The 14,981-nt window shown below is 36.4% G+C and carries 12 protein-coding genes and 26 tRNA genes; 6 read left to right on the plus strand and 32 right to left on the minus strand.

Going from position 1 to position 14,981, the window contains the following annotated elements; all coding sequences use genetic code 11:
* Positions 1-35: 35 nt before the first annotated feature.
* The 3 genes from CG11_RS12075 to CG11_RS12085 form a co-directional block, all read right to left on the minus strand.
* Complete coding sequence (locus tag CG11_RS12075; RefSeq protein WP_052596550.1) at positions 36-518, minus strand: hypothetical protein; 483 nt, start codon at positions 516-518, stop codon at positions 36-38.
* A gap of 3 nt (positions 519-521) precedes the next feature.
* Positions 522-2,015 carry a hypothetical protein gene (locus tag CG11_RS12080; protein WP_052596552.1) on the minus strand — a complete coding sequence of 498 codons (1,494 nt, stop codon included), beginning with the start codon at positions 2,013-2,015 and terminating at the stop codon, positions 522-524.
* A 186-nt stretch (positions 2,016-2,201) separates the two neighbouring features.
* The gene (locus tag CG11_RS12085) at positions 2,202-2,495 is read right to left on the minus strand and encodes a helix-turn-helix domain-containing protein (protein ID WP_052596554.1); all 294 of its coding nucleotides are present in this window, start codon (positions 2,493-2,495) and stop codon (positions 2,202-2,204) included.
* 485 nt (positions 2,496-2,980) lie between these two features.
* Between CG11_RS12085 and CG11_RS12090 the strand changes: the two genes are divergently transcribed.
* Both CG11_RS12090 and CG11_RS30170 read left to right on the plus strand, forming a co-directional pair.
* Positions 2,981-3,373, plus strand: coding sequence for a helix-turn-helix domain-containing protein (locus tag CG11_RS12090; RefSeq protein WP_052596556.1), 393 nt, complete (start codon positions 2,981-2,983; stop codon positions 3,371-3,373).
* A gap of 219 nt (positions 3,374-3,592) precedes the next feature.
* Complete coding sequence (locus tag CG11_RS30170) at positions 3,593-3,736, plus strand: hypothetical protein (RefSeq protein ID WP_156039753.1); 144 nt, start codon at positions 3,593-3,595, stop codon at positions 3,734-3,736.
* Positions 3,737-3,782: 46 nt separating this feature from the next.
* Here CG11_RS30170 and CG11_RS12095 read toward each other — a convergent pair whose 3' ends face one another.
* The 29 genes from CG11_RS12095 to CG11_RS12220 form a co-directional block, all read right to left on the minus strand.
* On the minus strand, positions 3,783-4,943 hold the full coding sequence (locus CG11_RS12095) for a site-specific integrase (protein ID WP_052596558.1): 1,161 nt from the start codon (positions 4,941-4,943) through the stop codon (positions 3,783-3,785).
* Positions 4,944-5,109: 166 nt separating this feature from the next.
* A tRNA-Arg gene (locus CG11_RS30175) sits at positions 5,110-5,182 on the minus strand.
* 447 nt (positions 5,183-5,629) lie between these two features.
* Positions 5,630-5,701: transfer RNA gene (locus tag CG11_RS12100), tRNA-Met, on the minus strand.
* 29 nt (positions 5,702-5,730) lie between these two features.
* Positions 5,731-5,803: transfer RNA gene (locus CG11_RS12105), tRNA-Ala, on the minus strand.
* A gap of 54 nt (positions 5,804-5,857) precedes the next feature.
* A tRNA-Gly gene (locus tag CG11_RS12110) sits at positions 5,858-5,930 on the minus strand.
* 17 nt (positions 5,931-5,947) lie between these two features.
* Positions 5,948-6,020, minus strand: a tRNA-Leu gene (locus CG11_RS12115).
* 5 nt (positions 6,021-6,025) lie between these two features.
* Positions 6,026-6,099: transfer RNA gene (locus CG11_RS12120), tRNA-Gly, on the minus strand.
* 8 nt (positions 6,100-6,107) lie between these two features.
* Positions 6,108-6,182 (minus strand) — tRNA-Pro (locus tag CG11_RS12125).
* A 10-nt stretch (positions 6,183-6,192) separates the two neighbouring features.
* A tRNA-Leu gene (locus tag CG11_RS12130) sits at positions 6,193-6,266 on the minus strand.
* Positions 6,267-6,613: 347 nt separating this feature from the next.
* Positions 6,614-6,688 (minus strand) — tRNA-Pro (locus CG11_RS12135).
* Positions 6,689-6,709: 21 nt separating this feature from the next.
* Positions 6,710-6,783: transfer RNA gene (locus CG11_RS12140), tRNA-Gln, on the minus strand.
* Positions 6,784-6,832: 49 nt separating this feature from the next.
* Positions 6,833-6,906: transfer RNA gene (locus CG11_RS12145), tRNA-Trp, on the minus strand.
* Between the two features lie 8 nt (positions 6,907-6,914).
* Positions 6,915-7,001 (minus strand) — tRNA-Ser (locus CG11_RS30180).
* A 14-nt stretch (positions 7,002-7,015) separates the two neighbouring features.
* Positions 7,016-7,098, minus strand: a tRNA-Ser gene (locus tag CG11_RS12150).
* A 250-nt stretch (positions 7,099-7,348) separates the two neighbouring features.
* Positions 7,349-7,434 (minus strand) — tRNA-His (locus tag CG11_RS30185).
* A 28-nt stretch (positions 7,435-7,462) separates the two neighbouring features.
* Positions 7,463-7,548: transfer RNA gene (locus CG11_RS12155), tRNA-Glu, on the minus strand.
* Positions 7,549-7,726: 178 nt separating this feature from the next.
* Positions 7,727-7,800, minus strand: a tRNA-Arg gene (locus CG11_RS12160).
* A gap of 10 nt (positions 7,801-7,810) precedes the next feature.
* A tRNA-Thr gene (locus tag CG11_RS12165) sits at positions 7,811-7,884 on the minus strand.
* Between the two features lie 11 nt (positions 7,885-7,895).
* Positions 7,896-7,968, minus strand: a tRNA-Lys gene (locus CG11_RS12170).
* A gap of 65 nt (positions 7,969-8,033) precedes the next feature.
* A tRNA-Phe gene (locus tag CG11_RS12175) sits at positions 8,034-8,107 on the minus strand.
* Positions 8,108-8,115: 8 nt separating this feature from the next.
* A tRNA-Asn gene (locus CG11_RS12180) sits at positions 8,116-8,192 on the minus strand.
* A 14-nt stretch (positions 8,193-8,206) separates the two neighbouring features.
* Positions 8,207-8,280 (minus strand) — tRNA-Lys (locus CG11_RS12185).
* 61 nt (positions 8,281-8,341) lie between these two features.
* Positions 8,342-8,413 (minus strand) — tRNA-Ser (locus tag CG11_RS12190).
* A 7-nt stretch (positions 8,414-8,420) separates the two neighbouring features.
* Positions 8,421-8,495, minus strand: a tRNA-Val gene (locus CG11_RS12195).
* Positions 8,496-8,586: 91 nt separating this feature from the next.
* Positions 8,587-8,660 (minus strand) — tRNA-Ile (locus CG11_RS12200).
* A gap of 41 nt (positions 8,661-8,701) precedes the next feature.
* Positions 8,702-8,776, minus strand: a tRNA-Asp gene (locus tag CG11_RS12205).
* 344 nt (positions 8,777-9,120) lie between these two features.
* The gene (locus CG11_RS12210; protein ID WP_052596560.1) at positions 9,121-9,384 is read right to left on the minus strand and encodes a hypothetical protein; all 264 of its coding nucleotides are present in this window, start codon (positions 9,382-9,384) and stop codon (positions 9,121-9,123) included.
* 111 nt (positions 9,385-9,495) lie between these two features.
* Positions 9,496-9,579: transfer RNA gene (locus CG11_RS12215), tRNA-Tyr, on the minus strand.
* A gap of 327 nt (positions 9,580-9,906) precedes the next feature.
* The gene (locus CG11_RS12220; protein ID WP_052596566.1) at positions 9,907-10,107 is read right to left on the minus strand and encodes a hypothetical protein; all 201 of its coding nucleotides are present in this window, start codon (positions 10,105-10,107) and stop codon (positions 9,907-9,909) included.
* Positions 10,108-11,121: 1,014 nt separating this feature from the next.
* Here CG11_RS12220 and CG11_RS12225 point away from each other — a divergent pair.
* Genes CG11_RS12225 through CG11_RS12240 form a run of 4 tightly spaced genes read left to right on the plus strand, consistent with a single transcriptional unit; the run spans position 11,122 to position 14,929 of the window.
* Entirely contained in the window at positions 11,122-12,609 is a 1,488-nt protein-coding gene (locus tag CG11_RS12225; RefSeq protein ID WP_052596568.1) for a DUF389 domain-containing protein, read from the plus strand.
* 12 nt (positions 12,610-12,621) lie between these two features.
* Complete coding sequence (locus CG11_RS12230) at positions 12,622-12,987, plus strand: cupin domain-containing protein (RefSeq protein WP_197043834.1); 366 nt, start codon at positions 12,622-12,624, stop codon at positions 12,985-12,987.
* Between the two features lie 38 nt (positions 12,988-13,025).
* Positions 13,026-14,177 carry an SAM-dependent methyltransferase gene (locus CG11_RS12235; RefSeq protein WP_081909539.1) on the plus strand — a complete coding sequence of 384 codons (1,152 nt, stop codon included), beginning with the start codon at positions 13,026-13,028 and terminating at the stop codon, positions 14,175-14,177.
* A 32-nt stretch (positions 14,178-14,209) separates the two neighbouring features.
* Complete coding sequence (locus CG11_RS12240; protein ID WP_052596574.1) at positions 14,210-14,929, plus strand: hypothetical protein; 720 nt, start codon at positions 14,210-14,212, stop codon at positions 14,927-14,929.
* The last annotated feature ends 52 nt before the right edge of the window (positions 14,930-14,981 follow it).

Below are 14,981 nucleotides of genomic sequence, written 5' to 3' on the forward strand. Positions count from 1 at the left end.
TAGAACCTTGATTTGCTCAATGGCTTGATAATAGGTCATACTCTAAAAAATTGTCCTTTGATAAAATTATGCGTGTGTTGTCCATTTTGGTAGACCATAATCCGCTCTACGTCTTGATTCCAATATTGAGCAACTTCTTCTATTGAATCAATCGAGATACTCAAGCCTTTGGTGCGACCTGTTCGCCGTCTATAAGCAGCCGTATAAATCAAGTATAGTTTTAAAGAAGATCTCCCCAAGGCTTTGTAATACCTTGTTTTATCGAGTTGTTCGGTGCCTGTTGTTGGGTGGTAATAAGCCAAAATTTTGCCCGTTTTATTATCATACAAAACCGCCCATTCAAAAGGCTTTTGTTGTAAAAATACTCGCTCCAAACGGCTAATTCCTCGTTGTGGGTTGTTCGGTGTTTTATGATCCATTGAATAGCGTTTAAAAGCATCTTTTTGATGGGGATATTTAATCGCTAAGTAGGTCAAAGAATCTCGACCTAGTTTGAATTGGTTGCTTACTGTTGGCATGTCTTAAGAGATTTGATTGGAAAAAATTGGTTGTAAACGGTCTTTAAATTTTCGAATAAGTTTGTCTTTTTGAGCTTGGCTCACTTCAGGTGGTGCTTGAGCAATTAGACTTCTAATTTTTCTCCAGGCTTTTTCTGTGACATTCATCGCATATTGAGGCGTTGTTCCATCCTTTAGAGCCTGTAAGGTGGCGGTATGTGATTTGTGAATGTGTTCCATCACCATTTGATAATAAGATAAGCTTCTATTTTGAGCACCAAATTGGGTGTACAGCTTCATAAAATCGTCTTTGGAATAATCCAAGGCTTTGGTCCAATTCTCTGAAGTAAAATAGTACTGGGGGGCATAAAGCTTGTTCAAATAGCCTCTCTTTAGCCCATTTTCTCGCTGTTTCTGGATCGCTTCGGCCACTATTCGAACCGCTGACAGCTCTGTTGGGGGAAGTTTGGAGACAAACCACTCGTTTAATATCTTCCATTGACGTTTAGGATTTTTGCCTTGTTTTTGATAATAATCGGAATCTTTAAAGGCTTCAATCTTTTGTTTTCTAAAGTGTTGTACAAAATCTCGAGTTAATCTCAAGTGGGATCTCAAAAAGTCAATGGCTTGTATTTGTTGAAGCGCATTGAAGTTTTTGCCGCCCCAAAGTGCCACTCGAGCTTGTTCGAACAGCTGTTGAGCAAAAAATTCTTCTTTATCCGTGGTTTTGGTCGGAATAAATACTTTTGGCGCAAAATTAACAGGCAAATTAGTTGGAACAGTAGGCAAGTTCAATTTGCTTCCTTGCTCTGTACTCTCATTAGCCAAAGAATTCAACTCTGCGACAGCAGAAGCCTTATTCACAATTGCAGCTGGTGTTTTATATTGTTTTAATGTATCCTTATTATCTAATATAGAATACATCTGCGGAAAAGATGGTACAGTATTAGTATTTATCGGGGTTCCAGGACTGTCCGATTGAGCCGCTTCTCCCGCCACTTCTGCCATTGTTTCGCCCCAAACCAAGATGTCTTTATTTACAACTAATTTGAAATAACCTCGCCCGTTAGGATCTTCATGCATCGGCTCTGGATAGTTCTTTCCTGTGTGCACAAAATTCACCTTTTGTGTCAAAATTTGAGCTTCTAAGAGCTTTTTAATACAATTTCGAACCGTACGACCACTGATTTGTAAAATAGGTCGAGCCGCTTGTTTATTAACCATCGAAGCCAAGTATTCGTTGTTCGTAAAACAGAAAAACTCTTGGCTATATACTGCCCATCCAAATACATTGGGCTGTTCTTTTTTCATGTCCTCCATCGTACGAGGCAGAATAGAAAGAATGGCTTGTAAAACATCGTGAACACTGGCTACCATGCCACCTCGTTTGTGTGTGCGCAGCCATTTTCGTTGATAGATTTCCATCAAGTCGTAGGCTTTTTCTAAGGTTGCCTTTCTGTCCAATAGATCATACATTGACCATTCATGAAATTTTGTTAACTGGGGTTCTCCAACCATTTGTGTGTTTGTTATAATGTATGGTTTAAAAATAGGGTGCCGCTCAGAGCCGCACCCATCGGCATATAAGTCGCCGTAACTCGCAAGTCATACTTGCTTCCTTGGGCTAGGGGAGGGGTCGAACCTCCATCGTATCCAACATCTATACACCTAGCTTAACTTCGTGTTTTGTTTCTTATATTGTTGTTATGCTTCTGCTTGTTTGAGATATTGAGCTTGATAGATTTCCAAGTCTACTTTTTTGAAATATAGACTGCCATTGCGTTTATATTGAAATGCCCTTACTTTTTCTTCTTTGTATAATCTTCGAATAGTAGGCACACCAATGTTTAAGAACTTAGCTGCTTCATGAATTTTTAAAACACTTTTGTTTTTAATGTCTAGATGATTTGCAATTTCTTTGTTTTGAATTTCAATACGAATACTTAGTGTTTCTACTAAATCATAAAGTCCTTGAATTTGTGCTTCTAAATTTTCCATTTTTTATTTGTTTTGAGTTTGGCAAAAATATTGCTAATTTTAGTTCCAATGCTTGGGTATAGGCAAAGCTCCGCCTAACCGTCTTTTGATGGTTAATTAGGTCTATAAGCCTTTTGGATAATATTGTGATTTTTTGAAGGCGCAAAGGAGTCGAACCTTTGATAAATAAGTAGCATCCCCATGAAACTTATTACCGTTTACCTGTACTAAACACGCCTTGACCATTTTGGATTTTCATCCACCCACAGAGAACCTTTTGTTCTCTAATACTTAGCTTCTTTTATTTATTTCGTGAAAAAGACATACTATATTTAATATTTTCTGCTATTATTTAATATTTTGTATCAAAAAAGTGCTTTTTATTTGTCTATTTGGTAATTATTATGTTACAAATGTAAATGTAAGATAATTAATAAGCAAGTTTTGGTAATATTTTTTTGTCTTTTTGGTAATATTTTTTTGTCTATTCGGTAATAATTACTCTGATGTTAGGAATTGAACGTGTGCAGGTACTTTATAAGGCTTTGGAACTCAATAGAAAAAGCTTTTGTGATAAGATAGGTATAGGATATCAAGCTTTAACTAATATGGAACGTAGAAAATCAGATCCATCATTTAAGCTTTTACAAAGTATAAAAGAAACATTTCCTCATGTAAATATTGATTGGTTATTATTAGGAACAGGTGAAATGTTTACATCAGATGAACCAGTAAAAACACCAGAGTACATTGATAAACTTTTGGCAAGTATGGAAGAGTCGAATAAGGCACTCCAGGATAATTCAAAGTTGTTAAGAGAAAAGGTATTGTTATTGGAAAAGGAATTGGAGCGATATGATGAGGAGCTGGCTAAATATAAAGAAAGAAAAGAAGCTTAGACAAATTAAATAAGAAGGGTAGAGCCCTCCATTATATACTATTTCATTACTAAGTTAGTATATAATTCGAAAATACTTAAATGAGCTGTATTGTAGTATTTGTCGGGTGTTTGGGATATAATTAGTTTTTGAGAAGTTAGTGAAAAAGTGAATTTTTTTCACATTGTATCCGTTGATATAATACAAATTTCTTCACAATTTAAAAACGTACAAAAATTAATGAGCCAAGCACATCTGGGCAAGGCATGGAAGACTATTTTGAAGAACACACTCAAACTCCTCGACAAGCAAGATGAGCTGATAGAGGAACAACAAAAAACAGTCAAGGAAACAAAGTCTAACCATGAACTAGACAAAGACTAAAAAGGTAAAAGGCAAACACATCGCTAAAAGTGTTTGCCTTTGTTATTTACCATTGAACACCATCGAGGGCATTATCAATCATTTTATTAGATAGGTGCAAATAGACCATCGTTGTTTCTATACTAGAGTGCTGTAGAATTTCCTTAAGAATATGAATAGGAACTTTAGAAGCCAAGTGAGTAGCGAAAGTATGCCGAGCAACATGCGTTGTTAGTTTTTTGTGAATGCCCGCTATTTGAGCAATTTTTTTTAGCGTACGATTGACATACTGGTTAGTATATTTAGGGAAAAAGAAACCATCAAAGTTTTGTGCTCGCTCCCAATACCGATTAATAATCTGTTCGGGTTTTTTATTGTGAATTTTATAAAGAGGTAAAATAAGGTGTTTGCCTGTTTTTTGTGCTTTTAGCTTGAGTGTATATCCTTGATTTTCTATTTCAATTTGGTGTGAATTTAGGTTTCTTACATCCGAAAAACGGAGCCCTGTATAACAAGAAAATAAGAACAAATCTAAAATAGGTTGGTAAAAGTATTCTTGTGGTTCAAAGGTGAGCTGTTCCAAAGTTAACAGATCCCTATTTGTTAATATTACTCGAGTTGTTTTTACTTTTTTTAGTGGAAATTTTAGATAAGGATTTTTACCACTAAAAACATCTTTTTTGATAGCCAAATAGATGTATCGTTTGAGGCGTTTGTGATGCCCATGAATGGTATTGGGATTGAGGTTTTTGGTCTTTAGAAAACGATCAAACTCAAGAATAGTACTATAAGTTAGTTCTGAAAACTGGACATCGGCTCTAAAGCTTTTCCAATAGTTTAAACTTTGGTGATGTGCTTTTTGAGTATTCGGTTTGATAACATTATCGTGTGTCAGTTCATATTCCCAAAAATGAGTAAAAGATTCTGCATCCTCATACTTGAGATAATTGCCTAATTGTTCTAAGGTAATAGAGCTATTTTTTTGCACTTGGTTGAGCGCATAATTTTCAATTGCTGTAATCTGTCGACGAAGTTCAGCATTAATCTGGAGTGCATTGGGATGATAAACACATTGCTTTTGTTTTTTGCTCCAGTGTTCGGGGGAGAGGTAAATATTGGTTGTAATGTATTTATTCTTGCCAGCCATATAAGCTTTGATTTGCACTAAACCAGTACCATCTTTACGCAGTTTTTTCTTTCTATTATAAACGAATGAGAATTGAATCATAAGTTAACTCTAGTATTTAGTGTATTAGTTTGGGTACAAAAATAGTACAAAAATGTGAGTATAAAGAATGCTATAGAAGGTTAAATAAGATAATTTAAAACCAACAAAAAGCGGCTACAACAAAGTCATAGCCGCAAGAAACGTCATAAAACACCATCCTAATTAGTAGCTCCATAGGGAATCGAACCCCAATTTGCAGATTCGTATTCTGCTGTCCTAATCCGTTAGACGATAGAGCTGTTTGAGTATAGAGTGTTTGTAAATTTGAAAATGAGTCAATAGGGAATACCTCATTATTAGTCCTTTTAACAAAGCGTTGTACTGACTCACTTCAAATTTTAGATACATTCCTCCTTTTTTAATGATTCTTTCATAACTTAACTCAAGCCTAGGAAGTTAGAATCTTGGTCTGTTGACTATTTTTTGCAAAAGAGTAATTTAGAATTGCAAACAATTGTTTTATTAAGAAGAATATTCTCCAAGTGAATAATCAACAGCCAAGATGGTAAAAATAATGACCCAAAACATAGCAACTAGTTTTGTATAGAAGTATCTGTATTCCGCTTGAAATTTTTTAGAGGGGTTAGCACCATACTTCTTTCAAGTGTGTACGTGATTTGATATAAGTAGAAGAACCAATTAGGAGCTCATACTTATCTTCTATAGAATTAAGAAATAATTATTAGACGCACAGACGGGACTCGAACCCATAGCCAAGGCTTATGAGACCTTGATGTTTGCCTTTACACCACCGTGCGTTGAGTAACGATATATTTTATTAACCTTGTGGAAAAGGCGGGAGTCGAACCCGCATCCTTCTCGTTGCAAACGAGATGCTCCGCCAATTGAGCTACTTCCCCGAATAAGTGCCTTTAGTGACTGAGTAGGTTTTGAATCTACAGCCTCTTATTTAGAGCAAGTGATGAGACTCGAACTCACAATCTTCTGGGTGGAAACCAGGTGCCCTAGCCATTGGGCCACACTTGCTGTTAGTCTATGTGTTGTACTCTAGATAGGATTCGAACCTATACTACAACGGGTTTAAGCCGTTTGCCTCTTCCATTGGGCTACTAGAGTAGTAGAGCAAGTAGTGAGGTTCGAACTCACAATCTTCTGATTGGCAACCAGATGCCTTAGCCAATTAGGCCATACTTGCTAAAATTGTACGGGTGACAGGGGTTGAACCTGCATCTCCTAAGTCCCAAACCTAGTGCTTTTGCCTTGTTAAGCTACTCCCGTAAATATTGGGTACCTTCAGTGAGAATCGAACTCACACTGTATAGGGTCTAAGCCTATTGCCTCTTCCATTTGGGCTATGAAGGTAAACGAACGATTTTTGAGCTTGCCTCAAAATCAAGGTCTAGTAGACCTTGAAGAGAGTGCACCGCAAAGCGGCAAAAAAAGTAAAAGGTTATCTGAAATTTGAAGTTTAAACAAATGAATGTATACCTATAAGTCGAACGATTTTTGAGCTTGCCTCAAAATCAAGGCCTAGTAGACCTTGAAGAGAGTGCACCGCAAAGCGGCAAAAAAAGTAAAAGGTTATCTGGAATTTGAAGTTTAAACAAATGAATGTATACCTATAAGTTGAACGATTTTTGAGCTTGTCTCAAAATCAAGGTCTGATAGTTATCATTATACGTCTATTTTGTTTTCAAACATCCTGTTTGTACGGGTGACAGGGGTCGAACCTGCATCTTCTAAGTCCCAAACCTAGCGCTTTTGCCTTGTTAAGCTACTCCCGTAAATTTAATTACAAAGTAAAGATCAGGCAGTAGGACTTGAACCTACAACCTCTGGAGTCAAAGTCCAGTGCTCTAGCCAATTGAGCTATACCTGAATAATTGGTTTTATGGTTTAATCTAAACTTGTTTTAGATCATCACATTGCAGGGGCAGTAGGACTTGAACCTACAACCTTTGGTTTTGGAGACCAGTGCTCTACCAGATTGAGCTATACCCCTAGTTTTTGCGGAAAGAGTGGGAATCGAACCCACACGAGTCGTTAACTCCGAACAGTTTTCAAGACTGTGGCCACCACCTATTGGCTTGTCTTTCCAGTTTGTTTTGTAGCGGAGGATACAGGAATCGAACCTGTGTTCCATAAGGAAACCTATCCTTAGCAGGGAAGTGCCTTGCCACTCGGCCAATCCTCCATAAAACAGGCAAACAGCCTGTCCGTTGTAACATCTAAAATTATCTTGGAAGACTATTCTTATGAAAAGAATCCCAATTTTTAGTTGCATTTTAGTGTTGCAACAAGCGATTGTCAATCGCTTTCGATCATAGAACTTTTTCTGATTTGGATTAATGGTTAATCCTTGTGTCTACTCCTTGTGTTTCTCCAAGACAGCAATAGTAGCACTTGTTTGGAGGTAAGTTTTCTTAAAAACTTACTCAGAATAGGGCATCTGACAGGATTCGAACCTGCGACGGACATATTGTCCAGTAGAGTCACAATCTACTTGCTTAAGCCTCTCGCACACAGATACCATTCTGGAGAATTACTAGCATTCGTCGTAGTGGCGACGGGATTCGAACCCGCGAACTCAATAACTTGGACTAGGTTGAAAGCCTAGCTGCTTTGACCACTTGCATACACCACCAATTTAAAAATCTTAATGAGTTGGATTATGTCGAATGCGTAATGATTTACTTCAGGTTATATGTTTTGAATGATTCATTTCTGTTCAAATAAAACTTGCCTCAAAACGACATAATTATTCCTACTATTTGAAAAACTGCTTGAATAAAGTTGTATGTTGTTCATTATTTCTTTTTTTGTAAAGATGGTAGGATTTGAACCTACAACCATCCCGTTAGAAGCGGGAAGCTCTAATCCATTGAGCTACATCTTTGTTTGTATAGAGCCGATAGAGGGACTTGAACCCACGACCTGTTGATTACAAATCAACTGCTCTAGCCAGCTGAGCTATATCGGCAGATATAAAAGTAAACCGAGTGGGACTCGAACCCACGCTCCTCTGATTAAAAGTCAGATGCTTTGCCAACTAAGCTACCGGTTTGTTTCTAAGTGTTCCTCGTTGTATACTTAGCCCCTAACAGGAGCTGTTGAAATTGAACGAGCTAGTGGTATTACTTAGACTTGAACTAAGGACCTCTGGTTTTTCAGACCAGCGCTCTTACCAACTGAGCTATAATACCGTTTATTGTGGCGGACTGGGTAGGGCTCGAACCTACGACTTTCTGATTAACAGTCAGACGCTCTAACCAACTGAGCTACCAATCCGTAGTTTTGTAAAGTAAACCGAGAGGGATTTGAACCCACGCTCCTCTGATTAAAAATCAGATGCTTTAGCCAACTAAGCTACCGGTTTGTTTCCTAATGTTCCTCGTTGTATCTAGATCAAATGATCGATTGGACAGTGAACGAGCTAGTGACACTACTTAGAATCGAACTAAGTGCCTTCTCCTTTTCTGGAGGTGCTCTTGCCATTAAGCTATAGCGTCATTTGAGTGGAAATGATAGGATTCGAACCTATGACTTCTTGGGTGTAAACCAAGTGCTCTAAACCAACTGAGCTACACTTCCTTTTTTTTATGAATACTTTATTTTAGGCAATAGAATTTTATGCTGATAAAAATGATTTTTCAGTTTGGTATTCATCTATAAAGTCTTTTTGTAGAAATGATAGGACTTGAACCTATGATCTTTTGAGTATCAGTCAAACGCTTTAACCAACTAAGCTACATCTCTATATGGTGCTTTATTGTGTTATTAATTTTAGCAACCAATTTTGGCGATGGAGACGAGATTCGAACTCGCAACCTTAGGATAGACAATCCTCTGCGCTACCGTTGCGCCACACCATCGTAAAAAATAAAAACGAATGTAAAAAAAATAAGAGTGTAACAAGCCCGCTTTGCGGTTCACTTCACTGAATACCATCAAAGGTATTCCCCCTTCGGGTTCGTGCCGTTCATGCCACACCATCGTAAAAAATAAAAACGAATGTAAAAATAAGAGTATAACAAGCCCGCTTTGCGGTTCACTTCACTGAATACCATCAAAGGTATTCCCCCTTCGGGTTCGTGCCGTTGTGGAGTACAATTGCGAATGAAGTAAGTTAATTCTGGAAGAGAATAAAAATAGTATTATTCGCAGTTGTAAGTCCACCTTAGTTCAACTACGAATTCAATACTACTAAAGGAGAGAATTATAGTTGATGTATGTTATTGTTGAAGGCTGCTAGTTGCCAAAAACTTAAGGTAGCATTGGGGCAATCTTGGCCTCCAAATCTAGCGTTACCTATAGGCATTTGCCCACTTTTTTGACTCGGCAGAGTCAAGCCTTCTTTGCTTAGCTCCATCTCGATAGCGTCATTGCGCTCACTAATGCGAGTGTCTAAGACTCGTTTTTGTAAATTGGCTAGCATAATTGTTGTTACAATCGATACTGAAGTTACAAATAGTGTTCTCATAATCTGATGGTTTTAGAGAATAATTGACAGGCAATTATTCTGGTTCTTAGGTTATTTTGACGTTTCTAATAAATATCTATGAAGCGGATGAAACTTATAGAGTTTTATTAGTGGGGCGAGAGGGATTCGAACCCCCGAAGTAATTAAACGCCTGATTTACAGTCAGGCTCCTTTGAGCCGCTTGGATATCTCCCCTTATTATTTGTTTGCCAGAGTTTGGACTTTTTGTTTGTTGCTGATAAAGACAGCTTTACGTTTATAAGATTTAGTTTTTATTATAAAACAGTCAACGCATTTTGAACAATAGAATCGTCGAACTAGGCAATCGTATAGAAAGAGTTCTATCCATTCATTCTTTTGTTATACCTATATTATAATGTCAAAGAATAATAAGTTTACACTTATTTGTTTTGCAAATAACAAGGATAACAGAATTCCAAACTTGTACTGAAAGTAAATTGAACTTAGTGAATCCGTAGTTTGCTATTTGCGCAACACTACGAACTTTTTAAGTCATTGAGCTTAGGAGCGCTCGTAGTGAAGGTGTAATCTATAATTATCAAAAGAACTAAAATCTGAACTATGAACTAGTTGGGCATTCTCACCATACCCTAGTCCCTTCTCTTGGCAATCTATGACTGCTTTCGAGGCATCCCAACTGCCTAAAATGCTTGGAAGCATCGGGGCATTGGTTGGACGAATATGTGATTGAATGAATACCATTATTATTATTTTAGTTTGTTTTTGATGACCTAAATTGTAGTTTATTTATGGTTTAATTTAGGTAGGCAATGTTTTTTTGTTGTGCTTTCATTGCGCCGTTCGAGGTATATAACTTTACGGAAGGCGTTATAGTTCCTTAAGCTGAAAAAAAAATTTACTTTTTTTTAGATTTTTATTTGGAGTTTAGTTTTAATAGTTTGATTTATAATGGTTTGTAGTTTTGTTTGTAAGTGAAGTTTTTTTTGGAAAAAATAAAAAAATGGATTAAAGTTCATTTTTTGAGAAAATAATAGCCTTCTTTTTTGTTGAATGGTTTTGGGATCAGGGATTTTTCAGTCTTTAAGGTGTTTTAACTAGAGGGACTTTTGAATAAAGCGTTAATTTGTCAAGAAATGTTATTATCTAAGATGTCATCAGTGTGTATTTGAGTGCTTGAATATTGCTTTATATAAATTATCCTAATGATTAGGATAAGAATAGGGAAAAGGTATATCACCAAAAGTGGAAAAAAGACTTTTCCAAATAACCACCAAATCAGATAGTAATAGATGTCCAAAGCTGTTGTAGTGATGTATGCCAATAAATGAAATAGAGGGCTTTTATAAGATAAGGTAAGGTGGCTTTTGTTAAGAACTAAATCTTTTAAGCGTATGAAAATTGTTAATAATAATAAGATATCCATCACAATTCTTAAAGTATCATTATAATGATAAAAGGAGTTGGAGAGGAGGGGAGAGTAATGAAGTTGTATGCTATAAGCAACGAGCAGTAATGAGATACATTCAAATATACTGATTAGTATTAAAAAGCGCATGGGAGAAGATTTATTAGAACAATATTGTTTTAAATAGCTGAATGGCATATAATTTTTTCTGAATGATTACTTATATTGTCTAATCAAGTCGTATCGTGTAGTTTTAGAAGATTTTAATAAAAAAAAACAAAAACCTCTTTATCTTTGATACAAGGTACCCGAATAAAATAAGAACCCCAATATTATAAGGTAAATAAGCAATGGAAGAAAAGAATACTTCAAATAATAAAAATAAACCTCTATCGTCTCAACCAGACGATATCGCTATAGGTAATTCAACAATTTCTAAATTGATTTCTAGAGGTGTTCATGAGTTAAAAGAACTGTTTAGTTTGCATTTGGATACAGACGAAGCAGGAACAATTGAAAGTATCCGAAAGAGCATCGAATTTAAGGGAGGTAATTTGTGGGGGCTAATTTTTGCAGCATTTATAGCTTCAATAGGTCTAAACATGAATTCAGGTGCTGTTGTAATTGGTGCCATGTTAATTTCTCCATTAATGGGACCAATTGTCGGGATTGGATATGCCTTAGCAACAAATGATTTTGATACTTTAAAGTATGCTTTACAGAACTTAGTGATTTTTATTGTGGGATCGATTTTATCCGCAGTAGTTTATTTTTCTGTTTCGCCAATTAAGTCGTTAACAGATCAGTTGGAGGCAAGAACATATCCTACATTCTATGATGTTATGATTGCTATATGCGGTGGTGCCATTGGGATTGTTGCTAGCTCTCGTTTTGACCGAGGAAATGCAATACCAGGAGTAGCCATTGCAACAGCTTTGATGCCTCCTTTGTGTACGGTTGGTTATGGGATCGCCACAGGACAGTGGGCATACGCAGGCGGTGCATTTTATCTGTTTTTTATCAACTCTGTATTTATTGCAGGGACTTCTCTTATTTTTGTTCGAGCCCTTCAATTTCCCAAAAAAGAGTTTTTAGATCCTGTTAGAGAGCAGCGTTATAAAATGATTTTAGTAATAATTGTTGTCTTTACAATTATACCTAGTCTTTGGACAGGGTACAATTTGGTACAACGAGAGTTATTTAATAGTAAGGCGGCTTTGTTTGAGCGTAAGGTGGAAGATTATCACTTGGAAAAAGGAGTTATCGTTGACCAGAAAACAGATTATAGACGAGATACTCCTGCAATTATCCTAATTACATCGGGTGGAATTCGAGAAAGCGATAAGGATAATTTACTACATGAAATGAATGAGGTAGGATTGGGCTATGCTAAATTAATATTCAGAGAAGGCAATCTTGATGTAGAAGTGTTGTTGGCAGAAGTACAGAGTCTTCAATCTAAATTTACAACTATTCGAGAGGAATATTCTGGTATGTTAAAGAAACTGTACGAAGACAATGAAATTGTTCTCAAGAATAAAACGGAACGCATTAAATTTTTGGAAGGAGAGCTGTCCAAATATCAAATTCAGAGCAAACGAACGACTAAGCCTGTAAATGATATTGCATTAGAGTTTTCGACTTTATATCCAGATGCTGTCGAAATTTCTTACAACGAATTGATTAAAATGAATACCGAATCTAGAACACTAGATACTTTACCTACTGTTGTGATCAATTGGGAGGGAAGAAGGATGAGAAGCGAGCAAAAAGAGCGCATTGCCAATTTCTTCCAAACACGGATGAAGTTAGATACGATTTCTGTTATTATTTACTAATTCATTATTCTAATGGACATAAAAAAAGTCAGTCTTCAATCCAAATTGGATAGCTTTCAAGAGCATTGGTCGCCTAAAATAGTAGGTGCGCTCAACAATCAATTGGTCAAAGTGGCAAAACTGAAAGGTGAATTTGTCATGCATCATCACGAGCAAGAAGATGAACTATTTTATGTTATTGATGGAAAACTTTTTATCGAGTTGGAAGATCAAACCATAGAATTGAATCAAGGTGAATTTGTTATCATACCAAAAGGAGTGCCACACAAGCCGTACGCTCCAGAGGAAGTTAGTATTTTGTTATTTGAACCTGCAACAACCTTAAATACAGGAAATCAACAGAATGAATTGACGGTTTCCGATTTAGACGAAATTTAGTTGTTTTTTGCTGTTATTTTGAATTATAAAAAAATATTGTGGAAGAATTTTTAGAAGCAGTAAGAAAGAGTATTGCGCAAGAAGAATTTGCTAAAATTACATTGAGTAAATCTGTGCCTAAATCAGCCGATTTAAAAAACATCTATGTCCGTCGAGTAGATCTGAAAGAGGGCTTTTATTTGTCTTTTACTTATCGTTATCATACACAAGATATTGTTAAGAATTATTCGCTAGATGAGGCTGTCGATATTTTGGACCAACACCTAGGCAAAGATTTTTTAACAGGTACTTTGTTGACTATTAAAGAAGATGTTGTTATCCAATTCAATAAAAAACGAAAAGTACGCCTGCAACGTCGTCAACCAACTACTCGTCAATTGCCAAAAAGAAGCCACAACAAACAGAAAAACTACTTGATAGAAGAGAGTAATCCTTTTTTGGAACGTTTGGGAGTTGCTGCGAATGGCAAAGTGTTAAAAGCTCACCAAGATAAGTATCGTCAAATCAATAAGTACATAGAAATAATGGATGCTTTGTTGGAGCAATCCAATGTGCCAGAACAGGCTCATATAGTAGATATGGGTTGCGGAAAAGGCTACTTGACGTTTGCTTTGTACGATTATATTCAACGACAACAGGGGAAACCACCCAAAATGGTTGGGATTGAACTTCGGGAGCATTTGACAGATTTTTGCAATCAACAGGCAAAAACCTTGGGGTGGAAACACATTGATTTTGTAGCGCAAGATATTTTTGAATATGACAATGATAAAATAGACGTGTTGATTGCTTTGCACGCTTGTGATATTGCAACCGATATTGCAATAGCCAAAGGTATTCAAGCCAATGCAGCGTTAATTGTGGTCGCTCCTTGCTGCCACAAACAGATTCGTAAAGCGATGAGCAGCCAAAATATATTGGACTCTATTCTTAAAAATGGTATCCTAGAAGAGCGACAAGCTGAAATCCTAACAGATGGAATTCGGGCTTTATTGCTAGAAGCAAATGGTTATCAAACGAAGGTATTTGAGTTTATATCTTCAGAGCATACAGCTAAAAATCTGATGATTACAGCCGTAAAACAACGTCAAATTGATATAGAGCTTCAACAAGAGCGATTGAACCAAGTTGCTGATCTCAAAGAACAGTTTGGTATCAAAATGCATTATTTAGAGAAGTTGTTGGGGTAGTTTTATTTAGTCATTCTTAATGGTAGAAAATTATGAACAAATTAAAATCAAAAGCAAAATGTTTTTATTGTGATAAGTTGTTTGCAGGGGGGGGAATTTCTAGGCATTTAAAAACTCATTTGGAGAAGCTTGAAGAGGAACAAAAAAGCAGGCATAAATCTTTTCATGTAAAAGTAGTAGGAGAGCAAAATTACTTTTTACACTTATTGATTCATGAGACGGCATTATTAGACAATTTGGATTTGTTTTTGAGACAAATTTGGGTGGAATGTTGTGGGCATTTAAGCTCTTTTCAAGTAAAAGGAAAAAGCAAAATGCCAGAAGATATATGGTCATCAATGGAAGATGACTATGAATATGGGCTTGATAAGCGTACTAAAATCGGAGGTTTATTTAAAAAAGGGCTGAAACTAGAGTACGAATATGATTTTGGTTCAACAACCTATCTTGAAATTCAGGTTATGAATGAGTATTTTGTAGAAAATAAGGATAAAATTCTGTTGTTAAGCCGCAATGAACCATTGCCAATTTTGTGTGAGCTTTGCGAAAAACAGCCAGCAACAGTTGCCTGTACAATGTGGCATGAAGATGAAACGGTATTTTGTGATTCTTGCAAAAAGAAGCATGCTCAAAAATGCAGCGATTTTGAAGATTATGGAGAAATGCCTATTGTCAACTCTCCACGATTTGGTGTCTGTGGTTATGAAGGGGGGAGTATCGATACCGAGAGAGATGGTATCTGGAAAAAATAGCTTTCTAGCTTATTTGAAGGGTGGTCAAATACGAAAGGCTCATTCCTAAGCA

Origin of the sequence: Aureispira sp. CCB-QB1 (genome assembly GCF_000724545.1) — a bacterium.
GTDB lineage: Bacteria > Bacteroidota > Bacteroidia > Chitinophagales > Saprospiraceae > Aureispira.